General features: G+C 70.4%; 12 protein-coding genes. 8 read left to right on the forward strand and 4 right to left on the reverse strand.

What is annotated here, in order from left to right:
* Positions 1 to 101 precede the first annotated feature (101 nt).
* Both KME78_RS43195 and KME78_RS43200 read left to right on the forward strand, forming a co-directional pair.
* Positions 102 to 2,285 (forward strand): NACHT domain-containing protein, encoded by a 2,184-nt coding sequence (locus KME78_RS43195; protein ID WP_219535383.1) that lies wholly within the window; start codon positions 102 to 104, stop codon positions 2,283 to 2,285.
* Positions 2,286 to 2,317: 32 nt separating this feature from the next.
* A complete protein-coding gene (locus KME78_RS43200) occupies positions 2,318 to 2,971 on the forward strand; it encodes an HAD family hydrolase (RefSeq protein ID WP_246653211.1) in 654 nt (217 codons plus the stop codon).
* Here KME78_RS43200 and KME78_RS43205 read toward each other — a convergent pair.
* Positions 2,937 to 4,460, reverse strand: coding sequence for a B12-binding domain-containing radical SAM protein (locus KME78_RS43205; RefSeq protein ID WP_219535387.1), 1,524 nt, complete (start codon positions 4,458 to 4,460; stop codon positions 2,937 to 2,939). The two genes, KME78_RS43200 and KME78_RS43205, sit on opposite strands and share 35 nt — an antisense overlap.
* Before the next feature lie 270 nt (positions 4,461 to 4,730).
* Here KME78_RS43205 and KME78_RS43210 point away from each other — a divergent pair, with 270 nt between their 5' ends.
* The 5 genes from KME78_RS43210 to KME78_RS43230 all read left to right on the forward strand — a co-directional run bounded on the left by KME78_RS43210 (position 4,731) and on the right by KME78_RS43230 (position 14,023).
* Positions 4,731 to 7,868, forward strand: coding sequence for an AfsR/SARP family transcriptional regulator (locus KME78_RS43210; RefSeq protein ID WP_246653194.1), 3,138 nt, complete (start codon positions 4,731 to 4,733; stop codon positions 7,866 to 7,868).
* 10 nt (positions 7,869 to 7,878) lie between these two features.
* Complete coding sequence (locus KME78_RS43215) at positions 7,879 to 9,582, forward strand: serine/threonine-protein kinase (protein WP_219535391.1); 1,704 nt, start codon at positions 7,879 to 7,881, stop codon at positions 9,580 to 9,582.
* 9 nt (positions 9,583 to 9,591) lie between these two features.
* Positions 9,592 to 12,768 carry an AfsR/SARP family transcriptional regulator gene (locus KME78_RS43220; protein WP_219535393.1) on the forward strand — a complete coding sequence of 1,059 codons (3,177 nt, stop codon included), beginning with the start codon at positions 9,592 to 9,594 and terminating at the stop codon, positions 12,766 to 12,768.
* 123 nt (positions 12,769 to 12,891) lie between these two features.
* A complete protein-coding gene (locus tag KME78_RS43225) occupies positions 12,892 to 13,473 on the forward strand; it encodes a hypothetical protein (protein WP_219535394.1) in 582 nt (193 codons plus the stop codon).
* Positions 13,457 to 14,023, forward strand: a complete 567-nt coding sequence (locus KME78_RS43230; RefSeq protein ID WP_219535396.1) for an OmpA family protein — start codon at positions 13,457 to 13,459, stop codon at positions 14,021 to 14,023. The genes KME78_RS43225 and KME78_RS43230 overlap by 17 nt, the downstream gene beginning before the upstream one ends.
* 14 nt (positions 14,024 to 14,037) lie before the next feature.
* On the opposite strand, the gene KME78_RS43235 is transcribed toward KME78_RS43230, so the two are convergent.
* The 3 genes from KME78_RS43235 to KME78_RS43245 are packed head-to-tail and all read right to left on the reverse strand — an operon-like array spanning position 14,038 to position 17,588.
* Positions 14,038 to 15,000, reverse strand: coding sequence for an ArsR/SmtB family transcription factor (locus tag KME78_RS43235; RefSeq protein ID WP_219535398.1), 963 nt, complete (start codon positions 14,998 to 15,000; stop codon positions 14,038 to 14,040).
* A gap of 42 nt (positions 15,001 to 15,042) precedes the next feature.
* Positions 15,043 to 16,101 (reverse strand): S1C family serine protease, encoded by a 1,059-nt coding sequence (locus tag KME78_RS43240; RefSeq protein WP_219535400.1) that lies wholly within the window; start codon positions 16,099 to 16,101, stop codon positions 15,043 to 15,045.
* 50 nt (positions 16,102 to 16,151) lie between these two features.
* A complete protein-coding gene (locus tag KME78_RS43245; RefSeq protein WP_219535402.1) occupies positions 16,152 to 17,588 on the reverse strand; it encodes an AMP-binding protein in 1,437 nt (478 codons plus the stop codon).
* Between the two features lie 79 nt (positions 17,589 to 17,667).
* On the opposite strand from KME78_RS43245, the gene KME78_RS43250 reads away from it, so the two are divergent.
* Complete coding sequence (locus KME78_RS43250; RefSeq protein WP_219535404.1) at positions 17,668 to 18,570, forward strand: hypothetical protein; 903 nt, start codon at positions 17,668 to 17,670, stop codon at positions 18,568 to 18,570.
* Positions 18,571 to 18,615 lie beyond the last annotated feature (45 nt).

An 18,615-nucleotide genomic window follows, 5' to 3' on the forward strand; every position in this document is an offset into this window, starting at 1 on the left:
CAAACGCCGAAATCCGGGAAAGAGCGCCGATAATCGTCGAGGTTCCCGGCCCAGGAGGATCGGTTGCGTAGCATCCCAGGCAACGGAATGCGAGCCGCCCGATGAATGATCTCCCCCGTTCGGACTCCTTCCCGGAGCAGCTCGGCGCGTTGCGGGAGCTCGTCACGCCGGGGTTGTACCGCGCGGACCTGGAGCACTCCCCGTTGCTCCGGCATCCGGCCGTTCTGTCCCGTGCCGGAAAGGGCGCCTCCCAGCAGGCCCGCGTACGTGTCCTCATCGCGGTGCTCGAAGAAGTGACCGAGCGGCAGTTGCGGGCAAGTGACCAGGTCGCCGCCAGGATGCTCTTCGCCCTGGGGGAGTGGGCGGGGCGGGCGGTGACCGAACGGCATCGCGCGGTCGCCAAGCTCCGCAATCCGCACTGGTCCTGGGAGCGGAACTATCGCAAGGAGCCGCTGACCAGGGATCTCACCATGATCCTCCGAGCCTTGGGCCGCCTCGCCCCCGACGAGGACCAGCCGGCGCCGGTGGCAACGGCCCAACCCGTCACCGAGCTCTCGGACGACCTGGTCCGTACCCTGGGCCGTCGCAGGACCGCGTACCCCCTCGACATGAGCCTTCACGAACTTCGCCGAGCCGCGTTGCTGGTCGAGACCCGGATCGTCCGCTACCACGACCAGCAGGGGCCAGTGCTGACCCTGGACATTGTTGCGGAGGCGCTCGCCCAGGGCCGGTCGGTGCTCCTGCTCGGCGAGCCGGGCGCGGGCAAGAGCGTTGCGCTCTTCGAGCTGGTCCAGCGCGGCCTGACGCTGGGGCTCCACCCTTTCCCGGTGCGGGCACGTGACCACCGCGAGCTGCTGTCCCGAGCGGAGTGGCCGGAGCTGAGCAACCTGCCGGGCGCCGTCTTGTTCCTGGACGGACTGGACGAGGCGGCCGCTGAGCGGGAGCACCTGGCGCGCGGGCTTCGGGAATTGCTCCGGCTCCGTCCCGCTCTGGTGACGTCCAGGCGGCGCGAGTACGAGCACGAGCTGTCGCCGCTCATTCTGGAGACGGAGTTCGACGAGATCTACGTGCTGGCGCCTTGGCGGGTGGAGGTGGAGTTCGACGACTACCTTCGGCGGTTGACCGGTGCCGGGCTGTTGGCGGAATCGTCACTGATGTACGGGACCGTGACAGCCAACGATGATCTGTCGCACCTGGTGACACGTCCGCTCTACGCGCGGATGCTGACCTTCATCGGCGAGCACGCGGCCCGCGACGTAGCCGGCCCGGCAGCGCTGTACGGGGAATACCTCACGAAGCTGGCCCGCGTGGCCGAATCCTCAGCCGGGATCGCCGACAGCGCGCTACAGGTCTGGCGCGCGGCCGCGTGGGCCGTGCACTCCGCCGGCGCGGCCGCCCAGAACGCCATCGCCCTCGGTGACTTTTTGGAGGTGCTGCCCGGTGATCTGGGCGGCCGAACGACGCGTCGCCTGCTCGACCTGATCCTGGAGATCCGTACGGTCCAGGGCATCGAGGTGGGCGAATTCCGGCACTACTCGTTCTTCGAATACCTCGTGGCCCGTCATGTCCGCGACGTACTGGTCGGCCGGCCGGACGCTGAGAGCGTCAACGAGGTCCTGCGTCACGATCTCACCCGGGAGATCCGGCATCATCTGGTCGTCCAGCTCAGGGCGGTGTCTTGTCGTACGCTGCGGGACACCCTCGTCGGCGCCTACCGGGTAGCACGCTCGGGCGCCGTGACCCCCCAGGCCCAGGCCGTGTGCAATCTGTTGATCTATCTCCTCTCGCGGACCATTCCGCAGAGCGTGCCGGTCCTGGAGGAACTGCTGGACGGGGAGGACAACCTGTTCCTGTCGGCCGCGATCCAGTGGGCGCTGTGCCATCGTGGCGCGTCCGGCATGGACGGCAGGTTCTTCGAGCAGCTGGAACGAGATCCCGTCATGCGAGCTCAATGCCGGGGTTACGTGCTTTATTACTACGGCGACATGGACGCAACAATGGGGCCGCCATATACCGATGAATCACCATACCGTCCGTGTGTTGCTACTCTGCGACAGATAATGGGGGTGTTCGAGCGTTCGACGACGATCGAGAAGGTTCCCGGGCCCCGGCGAGCCATAGACCTCTTCACGTTTATGGACATCCTTCTCGTTCGCCGGCTCACTCTGCCACGAGAGGGCTTCGAGGAACTGCGGAGAATTCATGACTCGCTTCGTGATGACGAGGTCGATGCTAAGCTGTGGGCTCGCCTGGCGCAGATGTTGGAAATGCTGCGACCACTATGACGGGATGCGGGCCCGGGGTAGGTGTGATCACCATGAAGAAGCTCTTTGTCTGGGATCTCCACGGCACGCTTGAGCAGGGTAATCATCTGGCCGTGGTAAGCATCTCCAACGAGGTTCTCCGGTGTTTCGGTCACGCTGAACGTTTCACCGACGAAGACGGCATGGCGCTCTACGGAAAGAAGTGGTACGAGTACTTCACGTGGCTGCTGGGTGAAGACGCCTATGAGCAGGCGATGCGACTGCAGGAAGCGTGCTTCGAGCTGTCGGAGATCAATCCGGAAATGCAGTGCGACGGGATCGAGCCGACCCCACACGCGATCGAAGTGCTGTCGGCCATCGATGGCAAGCACCACCAGATCCTCATCTCCAACACCCGCCCGGCCACACTGGAGACCTTCCTCAAGGTGCTGAGTCTGGATGAGTTCTTTCCCAGCGGCCGCGCTTTCGCCGTGGACCAGCACAGCCGAGACGCCCGGCGGACCAAGGCCCAGGTGCTGGCCGAATTCCTGGGCGACGCTCACGACTACGACGACATCGTCATCGTCGGCGACTCGCCCAGCGACATGCGGCTGAAAGAGGTCAGCGGGGGGAGTTGCTACCTGTTCGCCCATCCCGAGTTCGAGTTCCGCGAATGCGAGTCCGACTACCGGATCAGGGATCTGCGCCGACTGCTGCCTGCGGTGTGAGGCCCGTCGATCGCAGTTCCACCGCCCGGAGTCGCTCGGCGAGCTCCGGACGCCACATCGGAGCGTTCCACGCGTAGCTGTAGGCCCATGGCGCGATGCCGTGCAATTCCACCTCGGGCGGTGGGTTCAGTGCCAAAGGTGAGCCTCGCACGATTTCCAACAGGTTGAGGGAACCGTCGACCATTCCGGCGGGTGCCCGATCGCGTTGCCGGAGGAACCAGTCGAGCTGCCGTTCCGCCTGGTCGAGCGACTCTTTCGGCAATCCGAAGATGAGGTTGAGTACGACCGCGATGCCGCTGTCCGCGCAGGCTCGCACCACGTCCTCGATCATGCCGAGATCGGCGACCTTGTCGAAGAGCCGCTGGCTGCGCGGGTGGATGGTCTCCACCCCGAGTTCCAGCGTGGTCAGCCCTGCTCCGGCGAGCCGGGGCGCGTGCGTGACCAGGCTCCGCGTCGCCTTCGTCGTCGCGCTCCACCGGACGTGGGTACCCGCGCGCGCCAGCTCGTCGGCGAGGCTGAGCATCATCGGGACCGTGAACAGCGAGTCCTTGATCGAGAACCGGGTCAAACCGTACTCGCTGACCAGCGCGTTGATCGCCTGGACCGCTCGTGCCGCGTGCAACGGGGTGAGGGCGGGCTCCACGACGGGATAGGTGCAGAACGTGCAGCGCCTGTAGGAGCAACCGCGGGTGAACTGCAGTGGCATGGTGAGCGTGGCCGGATCGTAGACGCGGAGTTGGTCCGCCGCGGCCAGCGGAAGGTAGTCGAACGACCGGCCGGGAACGGGTGCCGGCACGATCGCAGTCGCAGGCCCTCGCCCCAGGCGTAAATCCCTCACCAGGGCGGCGAACTCCTCCTCTGAATGCCCTGGCAGAGCGAAATCGACGAACGCCAGATAGCGCGGATCGGCCGCCATTTCGGCCGAGAGAAGGGTGACGTGACTGCCGCCCAGAACCGTTACGGAACGTGGCCAGTGCCGTTTGACGAGCCGGGCTACGACCAGCGCCAGAAACACCTGGGACGGTCCCATCATCGAGATTCCGACGACCGACGGCGGTGTCGTCGTCGCTCCGAAGATCAGCTCGTCCAGCCATTCGGACCAGGGCATCGCATCGGTTGTGGCGCGGGCGGTCGCGTGGTGCAGGGTGTCGAATGCGAAATGCATTCCGGCCCTGGCGTCGGCGGTGTCGGGAAGGTGCAGAGCCTCCGTGGTGGGCAGCCCGGTGCCCCGAAAGAATCGCTCGGCCGCGGTGGCTAGAAACACCCGGTTCTTTCCGTGATCGCCGAGCACACCCGTCTCAACGGTTTCTGCGGCGCCCTGGAATGACAGCAGATATTCGATGTTCAGGTCGAGGATTTTCACTTTCAGTCCGTGACGGTCGGCCGCGCGCGCCAAGATCATGGGACCGAGAGGCGGATTGGTCTCCGATGGGGAGATGGGAGGAACGATGAGCAGTGCGTCGATAACGGCGTCCGAAACCATCGTCATAATACCTCGGCTATGAGAGAGGCTGCCCTCTCGCCCGCCGGTCAGCGTAACCCGGGTTTTCATTGGCGACTATGGCAAATTGTCCATTCTTTCTCATCATGCTGCCGCGTTGATGCCTTTCTCATGGTCGCGGGCCCGGACTGGAAATTCCCCGACGGCCCTCGCCGCCGCGGTCCGGTACGCGGACGGCGCCCGGGAGGGGCCACAATCGGGGTTGTGCGGTTTCGGGTACTTGGTCCTTTGGAGGCGTGCCGTACCGACGGGAGCCCGATGGCGACCGGCGGGCCACGGCTGCGGGCGCTGCTCGCCCTGCTGCTCCTGGACGCGGGCCGGATCGTCAGCGGCGAACGCCTGCTCGACGGCCTGTACGGCGAGCAGCCCGGCGCCGTGAACGCCCTGCAGTCCCAGGTCTCCCGGTTACGCAGGGGGCTCGGGTCGGACGCGCCCGTGGAGTTCCATCCGGCGGGCTATCGGCTGGCCGTCGATCCGGCCGAGGTCGACGCGCTGGTCTTCGAACGGCTGGCCGCCGAAGGCCGCGCCGCGGGGTCCGCCGAGGAGCGGGCCGCCGTGCTCGGCCGGGCGCTCGGGCTGTGGCGTGGGCCGGCGCTGGCGGACGTACGCGACGCGCCGTTCGCTTCGGCCCAGGTCACGCGGCTGGAGGAGCTCAGGCTCGACGTCACGGAGGAGCGGATCGAGGCGGAACTGGCGCTGGGGCGGCACCGCGAGCTCGTACCCGAGCTGCAGAGCCTGGTCGCGGCCCATCCGGTGCGGGAGCGGCTGCGTGGGCAGCTCATGCGGGCCCTGTACGGGAGCGGGCGCCAGAGTGAGGCGCTGGCCGCGTTCGAGGCGGCCCGGAGCGTGCTGGCCGAGGAGCTCGGGGTGGATCCGTCGCCGGAGCTGGCCGCCGTCCATCTGGCCGTGCTGCGGGGTGAGCTGCCCGTTTCACCGGTGAATTCCGCTTCTCGGGGGGCGCCGTCCCAGTTGACCAGCTTTGTGGGCAGGCAGGAGGATCTCGGGGCGATCGCGGGCCTGCTCGCCGCCGCCCGGCTGGTCACGTTGATCGGTCCCGGTGGCGCGGGTAAGACCCGGCTGGCGATCGAGGCGTCCGTACGGCATCCCGGTGAGGTCGCCTTCGTCGAGCTGGGCGAGCTGGCCGAGGGCGGTGACGTGGCGCGGGCCGTACTGGCCGCGCTCGGCCTGCGCGACGGCCTGCTCTCCGCCCAGGAACAGCGCTCTCCCGGCGAGCGGCTCGTCGTGGCCCTCGCGGACCGTCCGATGCTGATCGTGCTCGACAACTGCGAACACCTCGTCGAGGCCGCCGCTGCCCTCGCCCATCGGCTGCTCAGCGCCTGTCCCGGCCTGCGGGTCCTCGCCACGAGCCGGGAGGCGCTCGGCGTCACGGGCGAGACGCTGTTCCCGGTTACCCCGCTGGCGCTGCCCGCCGAGGGCGCCCCGCCGCTGTCCGCGCCCGCCGTCCGCCTGTTCGCCGACCGTGCCGCCGCCGTGCGGCCCGGCTTCGCCGTCGATGGGGGTAACGCGGGTGACGTGCTGCGGATCTGCCGGGCGCTCGACGGGCTGCCGCTGGCCATCGAGCTGGCCGCCGCCCGGCTCCGCTCGCTGCCGGTGGCCGAGGTCGCCGCGCGGCTGGACGACGCGTTCGGCCTGCTGTCCAGGGGGAGTCGTACGGCCCAGCCGCGGCACCGGACGCTGCGCGCGCTGGTCGAGTGGAGCTGGGAGCTCCTGGACGCACCGGAGCAGCGGCTGGCCAGGAGGCTGAGCGTGTTCGCGGGTGGCGCCACGCTGGAGTCGATCGAGGCCGTGTGCGGGGACGCCGATGCCGTGGGGGTGGTGGCGGGGCTCGTCGACAAGTCGCTGGTCGAGGTGGTCGGCGATCGATATCGGATGCTGCGTACCATTCACGCCTTCTGCGCTGAGCGGCTCGCCGAGGCGGGAGAGACCGAGCGGCTGCGGCAGGCGCACGCCGAGCACTTCCAGGCCCTGATGAGCACGGCCGCGCCGCACCTGCTCCGTGCCGAACAACTCGACTGGCTCGCCCGCCTCGACGCCGAACACGACAACCTGCTCGCCGCCGTCCGCTGGGCCGTAGCGGCCGATCCCGGGCTGGGGTTGCGGCTGGTCGCGGACCTGGTCACGTACTGGTGGCTGCGTGGCCGCCGGGCGGAGGGCGCGGGTCCCGCCCGCTCACTGCTGGCCGTCGTCGGCACCGAGCCGCCCGCCGAGCTGGCGGGCGAGTACGTCCTCTGCGTCCTCGGCGCCATCCCCGGCGGCGGCACCGAGCCACGGCGGCACCTGGCGACGGCCAAACGGCTCATGGCCTCGATGAACCTGGTCGAGCACCGCCCTCAGCTCATCTTCTTCTGGGCCACGTTCGCCGGTCCGTCGGACGCGGACTACCGCGACGCCATGGCCGAACGCCTCCAGACCGGTGCCGACCCCTGGACGGACGGTCTCAGCCACCTCGGCCGCGGCGTGCTCGCGCAGTTGCTGGCGGGTGACGTGGCGACGGGGGAGCGCGAGTTCGAGCTGGCCCTGGCGAGCTTCCGGTCGCTCGGGGAGCGCTGGGGCATGCTGACCACGCTCTCGGAGCTCGCGGAGCTGGTGTGCTGGCGGGGGGACGGCGAACGGTTCGCGGCGCTGGTGGCGGAGGCGTTGCGGCTGGCGGACGAGCTCGGCGCCGTCGAGGACCGGGCCGACCTGCTCTGCCGGCGCGGAGAGGGCACCATCCTGCTGGGCGACCTGGACGCGGCCCGCGCCTCCTATGAGGAGGCTCTGGAGCTGGCCCGCCGGACCGGTGCCCTGGAGGCCACGGGGAGGGCCCGGCACGGGCTCGCGAAGGTCGCCCGGCTGAGCGGGGACGTGGCGGGGGCGCGGCGGGCGTACGAAGAACTGCTGACCGAGCACCGGACCGGCACCGGACGTCCGGGCGAGCGCTGGACCGATACCGGACGTCTGGACGAGCCGTCCGGGGGGTCGTTCGGGGCCGATCTTGGTCATGTGGGGGTGTTGATCGCGCTGGGCTGGATCGCCGTGCAGGAGGGCGAGGCGGTGCGGGCGGCGGAGCTGCAGCGGGAGGCGGTGGACCGGGCGCTCGGCCTGCACAGCCGGCCCCTCGTGGCGCGGGCGGTCGAGGGGCTCGCGGGCGTGGCGGGGCTGACGGGGGATCATGAGCGGGCCGCCGTGCTGCTGGGCGCCGCCCGTACCTGGCGGGGTACGGCGCTCGCGGGTGATCGTGACGTCGCCCGCGTGTCGGCCCTGGCCCGTGAGCGGCTAGGTGACGTGGCCTATGAGAAGGCGTACGGCCGTGGGGACGCGTTCGACCGCGACGGCCTGCTGGCGATCATCAGCCCGGATGGCCCACCCCCGGACTCGCGGGCCGACGCTGGCTAGGGTGGCTGCGATGAGTGGTGAGCGGGTCATAGGCGGGTACGCGCTGCGGCGGGTGCTCGGGCGGGGTGGCATGGGTGAGGTGCACCTCGCCACCACGCCTACCGGTGGCCTGGCCGCGGTCAAGGTGATCCATCCTGAGCTGGCTCGCGATCCCGCGTTCCGGCGGCGGTTCGAACGCGAGGTGGCCGCGGCTCGCCGGGTGGCCAGGTTCTGCACGGCTCCGGTGCTGGACGCCGGGCTCGACGGAGATGTCGCCTATCTCGTCACCGAATACGTTAAAGGGCCAGATCTGGCGCAGGCCGTCCGGGAGCAGGGGCCGCTGTCCGGCTCCGACCTGGAGGCGCTGGCGGTGGGCATCGCGACCGCCCTCGGCGCCATCCATGGGGCGGGGGTCGTCCACCGGGACCTCAAGCCGTCGAACGTGCTGCTGTCGCCGCTCGGTCCGCGCGTCATCGACTTCGGCATAGCGCAGCTCGTCGATGCCGACAGCCTGGCCAGCCAGGCGATCCTGGGGACACCCGCGTTCATGGCGCCTGAGCAGGTACGCGGGGAGCCGCTCGGGCCGGCGGCCGACGTGTACGCGTGGGGTGGGGTGATCGCTTTCGCGGGGACCGGGCGGTTGCCGTTCGGGGGCGGGGCTCCGGCTGAGGTGCTGTATCGGATCGTCAACGAGGGGCCGCGGCTGGACGGTCTTGATGAGGGTCTGCGGGATGTGGTGGAGCGGGCGCTGGCCAGGGAGCCGCGGCTTCGTCCTACGGCTCAGCAACTGCTGGCGTCCCTGATGGGAGGCACGCATCTCACCCCGGCCACCGCCACTCAGGTGGTGGAACGCACCTGGACCGGGCCGCGTGGCTTGGCGGGACCGGTTGATGGCGCGTCTGTGCGGAGTGCTCATGGTGTCAGCGCTTCCGTTCAGGGGGCGCCATCTGTGAGCGGAACCGCACGGATCGCTCCTGGTGCGAGCGTGTCCGGTTATGTCCGGGATGTGGCTGTACCGAGCGCACCTGGCCGGAATGCGGTGTCAGACGGAGGGCCCCCGCATGGCAAGCGGGCCCGTGGTGGGGTGGCGCGGCGCCGGTGGCCGTGGGTGGCAGGGGTTGTCGCCGTTCTGGCCGCTGTGGTGGTGGGGGTCGTGGTGGTGCCTCGGGTGTGGGAGGGGCGGCCGTACACGGCGGGGTTCGGCGACTCCTGGGCTACCGGGGCGTCCGACGGCGGGGACGCGCGGGTTGCCGGGAGCGTCTACGTGCTGACCGCCAAGTCGGGGTGGCGCCTGTGGAAGTCGGCGCCCGCTCGGGAGCCGGACGGCGGCGTGGTGGTGAGCGCGCAGGCGCGGCGCGAACAGGGGTCCGGCGAGTACGGCGTGTGGTGCCACGGCTCGGCGAGCTCGGGGGACCGCTACGAGTTCGGGGTGAGCGGCTCGGGGCAGGTTGCGATCGTCAAGCGCCGTACCGGGCAGAAGGGCACGCCGCTGTACGGTCCGGCGGCGGCCAAGGTGGCGACCGGGAGCAACCGGATCGTCGCCGAGTGCGCCGCCGGCGGTGGCGGCGGCAAGGTGGCGTTGCGGATGTGGGTGAACGAGAGGCTCGTCGCCGAGGTGTCCGATGCGAGCGATCCGTTGGGGTCCGGTGAGGCCGGGGTTTTTGCGGCGCCGGACGCCAAGGAGGCGCTGCGCGTACGCTTCGAGTCGTTCGCCATCGACCGCACGAAGGACTAAGCCCCTCAAATGCCGAAATTCCCGGCGCCGCCCGACAAGGAGGGACACGGTCCTATCCGGTTCCGGGTCCTGGGGCCGCTCCGGGTCGAGAACGGCCCTCAGCCTGGGGCACCGTCTGGGCCGCAGCCGCAGCCGCAGCTGCAGCCGGGGCCGGCGAAGCATCGGGCGGTGTTGGCCGCGTTGCTGGTCTCCGCCGGGAGGGTGGTGCCGATTGAGCGGCTGATGGCCGTGGTGTGGGACGACCGGCCGCCGGCCTCCGCGGAGTCGGTGCTCAGGGTGTACATCAGCGCCCTGCGCAAGATCGTCGACGGCATCACCACCATGCCCGGCGGTTACCTGATCGAGGTCGAGACGGATGAGGTCGACTGCCACCGGTTCGAGCGGCTCGTCGGCGAGGCGCGGCGGGCCAGGGAGGCGGGCCGGGCGGAGGCGGCCGTCGAGGGGTTCCGGGCGGCGCTGGCGCTGTGGCGAGGGGACGCCCTGGCCGATATCGAGTCCTCTTACCTACGCAGGACGCGGGCCGTACCCCTGGAAGAGCTCCGCCTGACCGCGCTCGAAGAACGTGTGGAGCTGGACCTGCTACTGGGCAGAGGCGGCGAGGTGGTCGGCGAGCTGCGGGCGCTCGTCGGGGCGTACCCGCTGCGGGAACGCGCGTGGGCGCTGCTGCTCGACGCGCTGCGCCAGGCCGGACGGCGAGCGGAGGCACTGACGGCGTACCAGGAGGCCCGCCGTGTGCTGGTGGATGAGCTCGGCTTGGAACCGGGCGCCGAACTGACCGAGGCGCACCGGCGAGTGCTGTCGAGCGAGGAACCGCAGAACGCAGCCGCAGGTACAGGGCCGCAGAACGCAGGTGCAGGGACCGGGCCGCGGAGCTCAACCGCAGGTACGGGGCCGCAGAGGGCGCCCGCCGGCGACGGTCCGCGGAACGCGAGCGCGGGCGAGGGGCCGTGGAGTACGGCCCATGAGCCCCAGAGCGCTGTCGTCGGCGAGGGGCCGCTGAACACGCCGACCGGCGAAGGACCGCACCATAGGTCGACAGTCGAGGGGCTACAGAGTGGGACCATAAATGAGGCGCCGCCGGATATTTCGGATTTCACGGGGCGGGTGGCCGTCCTCGACTGGATCGCCGCCGGAGTGCCCGAGCAGGGGACCGCCCCCGTACACCTGGTCGTGCACGGCCCCCCGGGATGCGGCAAGTCCGCCGTCGCCGTGCGCGCCGCCACCACGATCGACCTCCCCGGCGGCCGCCTCTACGCGTCGCTGCGCGACCGGCAGCCCGGCGCCGTGCTGGAAGACCTGCTCCGATCTCTGGGCTGCCCCGACGGAGCTGTGCCCGCCGCCTTGGACGAGCGTGTACGCCTTTATCGCGGCATGACGGCCCGAAGCAGCCTCCTCGTAGTGCTCGACGACGCCACGGACGAGGCCCAGGTACGCCCACTGCTCCCCACCGGTCCGGGCAGCCTGACGCTGGTGACCAGCCGTTCCCCGCTCGCGGGGTTGGAGGCGGCCAGGGCGTACGAGCTGGGTGTCTTCGAACCCGGCGAGGCCGTGGCCATGCTCGCCGAGGTGGTGGGCCGTGAACGGGTCGCCGCCGAGCCGGCGGCCGCCGAGCGCATCGTACGGCTCTGTGGCGGTCTGCCCCTGGCCCTGCGCATCGCCGGATCCCGTCTGGCGCGGAAACCGGGCTGGACCCTCGAACACCTGGCCGGACGGCTGGGTGACGAGCGGCGACGACTGGACGAGTTGAGCGCGGGCGACCTGGCCGTTCGTGGCAGCCTGGCGCTCGGTTACCAGGGGCTGACCGACTCCGAGCGGCGGCTGCTGCGCAGGCTGGGCGCCCTGTCCGCGCCCGACTTCGCGTCCTGGGCGCTCGGCGCTGATCTGGAGCCGCTGGCCGAGGCGGGCCTGCTCCAGTCGCGCGGCCTGGACGAGGCGGGCGGCGAGCGGTACGGCTGGCACGACCTGACCCGCCTGTACGCCGCCGAACGCCTGGCCACCGAGGACGGAGGCCCGGCAGCGGTGCTGGCCGAGATCGCGGCCGAGATCCTCGACCGGACCAGGCAGGCGAGGACGGCCCTGCTTCCCGCCGAACCCGGCTCAGGCCGCACCCTGGCCCGCACAGCGGAATCCGGTTCGGTGTGGGCGGGTGAACAGAGCCTCGGATGGGCGGGAGGGCCGAGTCTGGGGTGGACGGGTGGGTGGGCGCTGGAGACGGGGCGGTTGCGGGCGGACGCTCGGTGGTTGAGTGCCGAGCGACGGTTCCTCGTGGCGACCGTAGGGGACTTCCATCGGGCCGGGCTGCACGAGGCGGCCTGGCGGTTGGCCTTCTATCTGACTCCGCTGTTCGAGCTGGGCGCGCATCACGACGACTGGCACGTCACCGCCGCCACCGGCCTCGACTCGGCGCGGGCGGCGGGGCATCGGGAGGGTGAGGCGCTGCTGTTGCGCGGACTGGCCGATCTCCATCGGGCGGAAGGCCGTCCCGAGTCCGCCGCGGCCGCGCTGAGGGCCGCTCAGCCGCTGGTCGAGGGGCTGGAGCTGGCCCGGATCATGCTGCGGCTCGGTCTGGTCGAGCGGCGGCCGGCCGAGGCGGAACGCGCGCTGGCCAGGTGCCTCCAGGTGTTCGAGGAGGCCGGTGATCGGCGTGGCACGGCCGACGCGCTCCGGGCGCTGGGCGTCGTACGCGGCGATGTGGGGCCCGTCGAACGGAGCCTGGACGCGTACGGCGACCTGGGCGACCCGCGCGGAGAGGCGGAAGCCCTGCTCGACCTGGCCAGGTTGCACCTCGGCGCCCACCGCTACGCCCGGGCGCGCGACTGCGCCGAGCGGCGGATAAGGATCAACCGGCGCCTCGGTGACCGGCTGCCGGAGGCGGCGGGTCTGCTCGTGCTGGCCGACATCGCAGCCGCCGAGGGCGATCCTGAGGGGGCGGCCAGGCTGGCCGGGGAGGCCGAGGCGACGTTCACGGCTCACGGCGACCGGAGAAACGCGGCAAAAGCCCTGATTATCCGGATAAAAGCGCACCTCGACCTTGATGAGATTGATGCTGCTGTTGATGGGCTTGCGCGTGTTATGGGAGAGTCTGACAGCTTCGGTGAGCCCCGGAGCGCCGAGGTCGAGCTTCTGTCGCAAGAGCTGCGCAGACGCCGCGGCCTGCGGATTCAGTCGCGACCTGCGGGTCCGTGATCTGCGGATTCAGCCACGACCTGCGGAATTTAGTCGCGGTCCGCAGGACTATGCGGATACTGAAGGTCGCCCGGCTACCGTCGGCCCACAAGTTCCACCCCTACCGGCAAAGGTGATCAGAACATGCGGAAGACGATCGCGCTGGCCGTCGCGGCCGTCGCGTTGACCGGCTGCGGGATGCTCCCTGGCCAGCAGGGCGGCAGCGGCGAGGAACAGACGGGCCAGACCAGCGAGGCCGCGCCGACGACCGTACGGCCCACCGAGCCCAAAGCATCCCCCGAACAGCAAGAGACCAAGGCGATCGCCAGCCGGGAGGCCAAGGTCGGGTCGGGCGGTCAGTACGGCAAGGCCCGCGTCGACATCACCGCGCTCAAGCGGCAGGGCAGGACGATCAGCCTCAACTGGACCGTCACCGCCACCGACGGCAAGGTCAACCTGCACAACGGCATGGGCAGCGGCACGCTCGACTTCACGGTGTCGGCCGTCTCCCTGATCGACCCGGTCAACGCCAAGCGCTACCGCGTCGCCCGCAACGGCACCGGCGAGGACGCCAAGTGCGTCTGCTCGGGCACCCAGGGGCAGTTCCTGGAGCCCGGCGACGCCTCCACGCTCTACGCGGTCTTCGCCGCCCCGCCGCCGGACGTCACGAAGATCAATGTTGAGATGCCGATGATGGGCGTGTTCACCGATGTTCCGATCTCTTAGCGTCGCGCTGGCCCTCGTCCTGTCCCCGAGCGTCCTGTCCCCGAGCGTCCTGTCCCCGACCCCGGCTCCGCCCGCCGACGCCACCGGCCCGGTGGAAGACCTGGTGCTCCCCGTCGAGGACATCATCGGCGAGGTCGAGTCGCTCGACGGCACCGAGAGCGAGACCAAGCTCGGCAAGCAGGTCACGGTGGCGCTCACCAGTGATGTGCTGTTCGCGGTGGACAAGTGGGTGCTCACCGCCGAGGCGAGAAAGCGGCTCCAGGAGGTGGCGCGCAAGATCGACGCGGAGGGCGCCGGGGGTGTCGTGAAGGTCGAGGGGCACACCGACGACCAGGGCACCGACGCCTACAACGTCACGCTGTCCCAGCGCCGGGCGCAGGCCGTACAGCGGGCCATGCGCGGCCTGCTGACCGGCGGCGACGCGGACCTCCAGGCGAAGGGGTACGGCGAGAGCCGCCCGAAGGTGCCCAACATCGTCGACGGCAAGCCCGTCGCCGCTAACCGGGCGAAGAACCGCCGGGTGGAGCTGGTCTTCACCGTCAAGCAATGATTTCCGGGTCAAGGTCAAGCAGTGAGCTCGGCCAGCCCGTCGCCCATCGGGGTTCGGCTGTAGAGCACCGACCGGCCGCTGCGCGTACGCGAGACCAGGCCCGCCCTACGCAGCACGGCCAGATGGCCGCCCACGCCCCCGAGCGTCATCGAGAGCTGGGCGACGAGCTGGCTGGTGCTGGCCGGGCTGTCGAGCGCGGCCAGCACGGCCGCCCGGCCCCGCCCGAGCAGCGCGACCAGGCCGTCGGCGGTGGGCGAGTCCCGCTCCCAGAGCGCGGCGACCCCGTGCGCGGGATAGGTCAGGCCGTACGCGCGCGGCGGATCGAGGTAGACGTACGTGGCGCCGAACGCGTTCGGCATCAGCGCCACGCCCACGCCACCGAGCCGGTGTGAGGCCCCGCCGACCTTGCCGAGCAGGATGCGCTCCTCCTTCAACGCCATGTCGATGCCGAGGTGACTGAACACCTCTGTCCAGCCGTACACCGCGAGCCGGCCCGCCCGCCGTACGATGTCGCGCTCCAGCAGGGCGCGCAGCCGGGGCCAGTCAGGGGCGAGCAACTCGTTCCAGAACGCTTCGAGCGCGCCGGCGACCCGCACAGGAGCGTCGGGAACGTCCAGCGCCGGATCGACCGGCCGGCCCCGATAGCTGAGCCGCAGGTCAGCGGCGACCCGGCCGGCCGGCGTACCCCGGACCGCGGCCAGCTCCCGCTCGAAGGTGACGTCCACGCTCTCGGGTGGCACACAGTAGAAGTCGGGCGCGTAGTCGGTCACCCGATGCAGCCGGATCAGGGCCCGCAGCACCGGGCTGCCCGCCAGCAGCCGCTCGTATCGGTCGCGCACGCGGGCCGTCCAGATGGGCAGGCCGGGCGGTACGCTCTGGCCGCTCAGCACGTTGAGCGCGCCGACGACCTGGCTCATCGGCGACAGGCCGAACCTGACCTTCGCCAGATCCTCGGGCGTGCAATCGAGATGAGCCATCCGTTTCGCCTCCCGAGGAAAGAGACAAAAGAATAGCGAAGGTCAATCGCCCTGCAGCGTGCCCAGAGTGACGGTGACCGTCTTGGTCGAGTCGTCCTCCTTGACGATCTTCACCTTGGCCTGCTGCCCCGGTATGAGCGCGGACAGCGCCTCGGCGAGTATGGGCAGCGTCGCCGTGTCCTTGCCGTTGATGGCGATGATCACGTCCCCGGTCTGGATCCCGGCCTTCTCGGCCGCGCCGCCCTTGTCGACCTTGGCCACGGCGACCCCGGCCGGCTGGCCGTTGTCGGTGATGATCGTGCTGCCCCTGATGCCGAGCGCGGCCCGGTGGCTGTTGATGACCTTGCCGTGGCGGACGATCTGCGCGGCGATGTCCGTCGCGGTGTTGCTCGAGATCGCGAACCCGATGCCCGGCGCGGCCCCGCCGCCGAGGTCCGGGTCCGTCGCCGCGAGCGTCGGGATGCCGATGACCTGCCCGGACATGTCGACCAGGCCGCCACCGCTGTTGCCGGGGTTGATCGCCGCCGACGTCTGGATCGCGCCGCTGATCGTCGCGCCCGGCGAGTCGGGTTCCTGCGGCTCGCTCACGGTACGGCCCAGCGCCGAGATGATGCCGTCGGTGACGCTGCCCGACAGCCCCAGCGGGTTGCCCATGGCGAGGACGAACTGCCCGACCCGCAGCTTCGACGAGTCGCCGAAGCTGGCCGGTGTCAGCCCCTTCGTGTCGTCCACCTTGATGATCGCCAGGTCACCGCCGCTGAAGCTCTTGACGAGCCGGGCCTTGCGCGAGGCGCTGCCGGTGGCCAGTCGCACGTCCATCCGGGTGGCGTCCCCCACGACGTGCGCGTTGGTGAGGATGTGGCCCGCCGAGTCGTACACGACGCCCGAGCCGAGCCCCGTCTTGGTGGTGATCTGCACGATCGACGGCAGCACCCGCTGGATGACGCCCTCGTAGGACTGCTCCAGCGGCGGCCCGGACACCTGGACGGTGGGCGAGGGGGTGGGCGTCGCCGACGGGGTCGTGACAGTGGCGGTGGGCACCGGAGCCGAGCACGCGACCAGCAGCATGGCGGCGGTGATTCCCACGGCGACCTTGCTCATGCAGAGCTAGTGCCCCGCTCGGCGAGGCTCATGCAGAGGCGTTGCCCCGCTCAGCCGGAAAGCCGGGAAAGATATGCCTCGCGGACGTTTCGCCTGCTCAGCTTGCCCGTGGGCGTACGCGGCAGCGTGTCGCGGAACTCGATGACCCGCGGGTGCTTGAGCTTGGCGAGCCGCGGCGCGCAGTGCCGCATGAGCTCGGCGGTGAGCCCGCCGGTCTCGGCTCCCGCGGTGGGCTGGACGAGTGCGACGACCCGCTGGCCCCACTCGGGGTCGGGCACGCCGATCACCGCGACGTCGGCCACGGAGGGGTGTTCGAGCAGTACCGCCTCGATCTCGGCGGGATAGATGTTGACGCCGCCCGAGATGATCAGGTCGGTCCTGCGGTCGAGGAGGAACAGGTAGCCCTCGTCGTCCAGGTAGCCGATGTCACCGGGCGTGTAGGCGGGCCCGCGCATGGCGGCCGCCGTCTTGCCGGGGTCGCCGTGGTACTCGAAGCGGTTGACGCCGCCGATGTAGACCAGCCCCGGTTCGCCGGGCGCGACCTCCTCGCCGCCGTCGCCGACGATCGTGAACGTCATGCCGTCGAGCGCCCTGCCGACCGTGCCCGGCCGGGCCAGCCACTCCGCCGACGACACCATGGTGGCCACGGCCGCCTCGGTGGAGCCGTAGTACTCCCACAGCACGGGCCCGAGCCAGTCGATCATGGCCTGCTTGGTCGCGGGCGGGCACGGCGCCGCGCCATGGTAGAGGTGCGTGAGCGACGACAGGTCGTACGTCTCCCGGTCCGGCACCGCCAGCAGCCGGTGGAACATCGTGGGCACCATGAACGCGTTCGTCACCCGATGCCGCTCGACCAGCCGCAGGGTCTCGGCCGCGTCGAACCGCTCCGGCGCCACGATCGAGTGGCCGAGCTGCAACGCCATCATCGCCTGCCCGTACGGCGCCGAGTGGTAGAGCTGCGAGCACACCAGGTGCACACCCCCGGCCGGCAGCCGGAAGTGCGTCCAGCTCTTGCGCATGAGGATCGGATACAGCCCCTCGGGCGTCAGATCGAGCAGCCGCCTGCGCACGCCCTTCGGCCGCCCCGTGGTGCCGGAGGTGTAGAGCATCATCGACCCGGCCCGCCGGTGCTCCGGCGCGCTGTCCGGCTGATCGGCCACCAGTTCGCCGACGGTGAGCGCGCTGGGGGAGAGCACCGCCTTCGCGCCGCAGTCGGCCACGATGTAGGCGATCTCCTCGTCGGTGAAGTGCCAGTTGACCGGTACGTGGTAGGCGCCGATCTGGTACGTCGCGAGCATCATGGTCAGGGCGTCGAGCCCGTTCCTGAGCACGGTCACCACCGAGTCGCCCCGCGCCACCCCGCGCGCGGCCAGGCCGTGGGATGCCTGGTTGGCGAGGGAGAGCAGCTCGCCGTAGGTCGCGCCGTCCGGGCCCAGCAGGGCGGGACGTCCGGCGTCGGCGGCGGCGATCTCGTAGAAACCCCTCATGCCCGTGACCATACAGAACTAGATTCTGCACGGGGAATAGCGGAATTATCCCGCTGCTTCGTGACGTAACCTGAAAGCCATGGCGGACGTCGGTGACCAGATACCATCCTCGGACTCTCCCACCACCCCGTTCAGGAAGATCGTCCTGCCCACGGACGAGACGGTCACGGTTCCCCGCCCGCCGGACCCGTTAGCGCCGCTCCCGCCTCTGCCTCCGCCGCCCCCGCCGCTCAAGGGTGGGCTGCTCGCCCGGATCGGCGACGTCCCGATCAAGGTCGTCTACCTGATCGGCGCCATCATCGTGACCGTGCTGGCCGTCATGCTGGTGTTCGTGATCTTCTCCGGCGACGTGCCGAAGGACGCGCAGCGGACCCCGCGACAGGTCGCCCCGATCTCGCCGGCGCCGGGGGCCTCCGGCTCGCCCAAACCGTCGGCGACCGCGGTTCCGGCGGTGCCGAAGAACCTCGCCTACCCCCAGCAGGCCGGGACGGCGACCGTCACGATCGGCACGATCTCCGACCTGGCGACCGGGATCAGCTACCCGCGCCTGGGGCTGCCGTGGACGGCCAAGTCGTTCGCGCCGTTCGCCATCGCCCAGCGCGTCGGCAAGGTGGCCGTCCCGCACACGGTCATCGCCTCGGCGATGCTCCCCGGCGCCACCCCGAAGACCAAGCCGGCCAAGACCGCCGACTACCGCGACCTCGCCGTCAGGGCCGTCAACTGGTCGCTGCGCACGCAGTATCCGGCCGGTGCCACGCTCGCCTGGACCGGATCGCAGAAGGTGCCGGTGGGCAAGGGCTGGATGCTTGGCTACAAGGTCACCTACACGGTCTCCGGCAAGCAGAAGACGTCGCAGGCCATCGTGTCGATCCACGAGGTGGCGAAGACCAAGCCGGCGATGCTGTTCGCATCGATCCCCCAGAGCGGCAAGTCGCACTACCGTGACCTGAACACGATCGTGCAGGGCGTACGGACCCTCTAGTTCAGAAGCATGCTCTAGAATATGGTTCTGGCATGTATCGGGCCT

The sequence above is a fragment of the Nonomuraea guangzhouensis genome (genome assembly GCF_019396345.1).
Taxonomy (GTDB): Bacteria; Actinomycetota; Actinomycetes; order Streptosporangiales; family Streptosporangiaceae; genus Nonomuraea; species Nonomuraea guangzhouensis.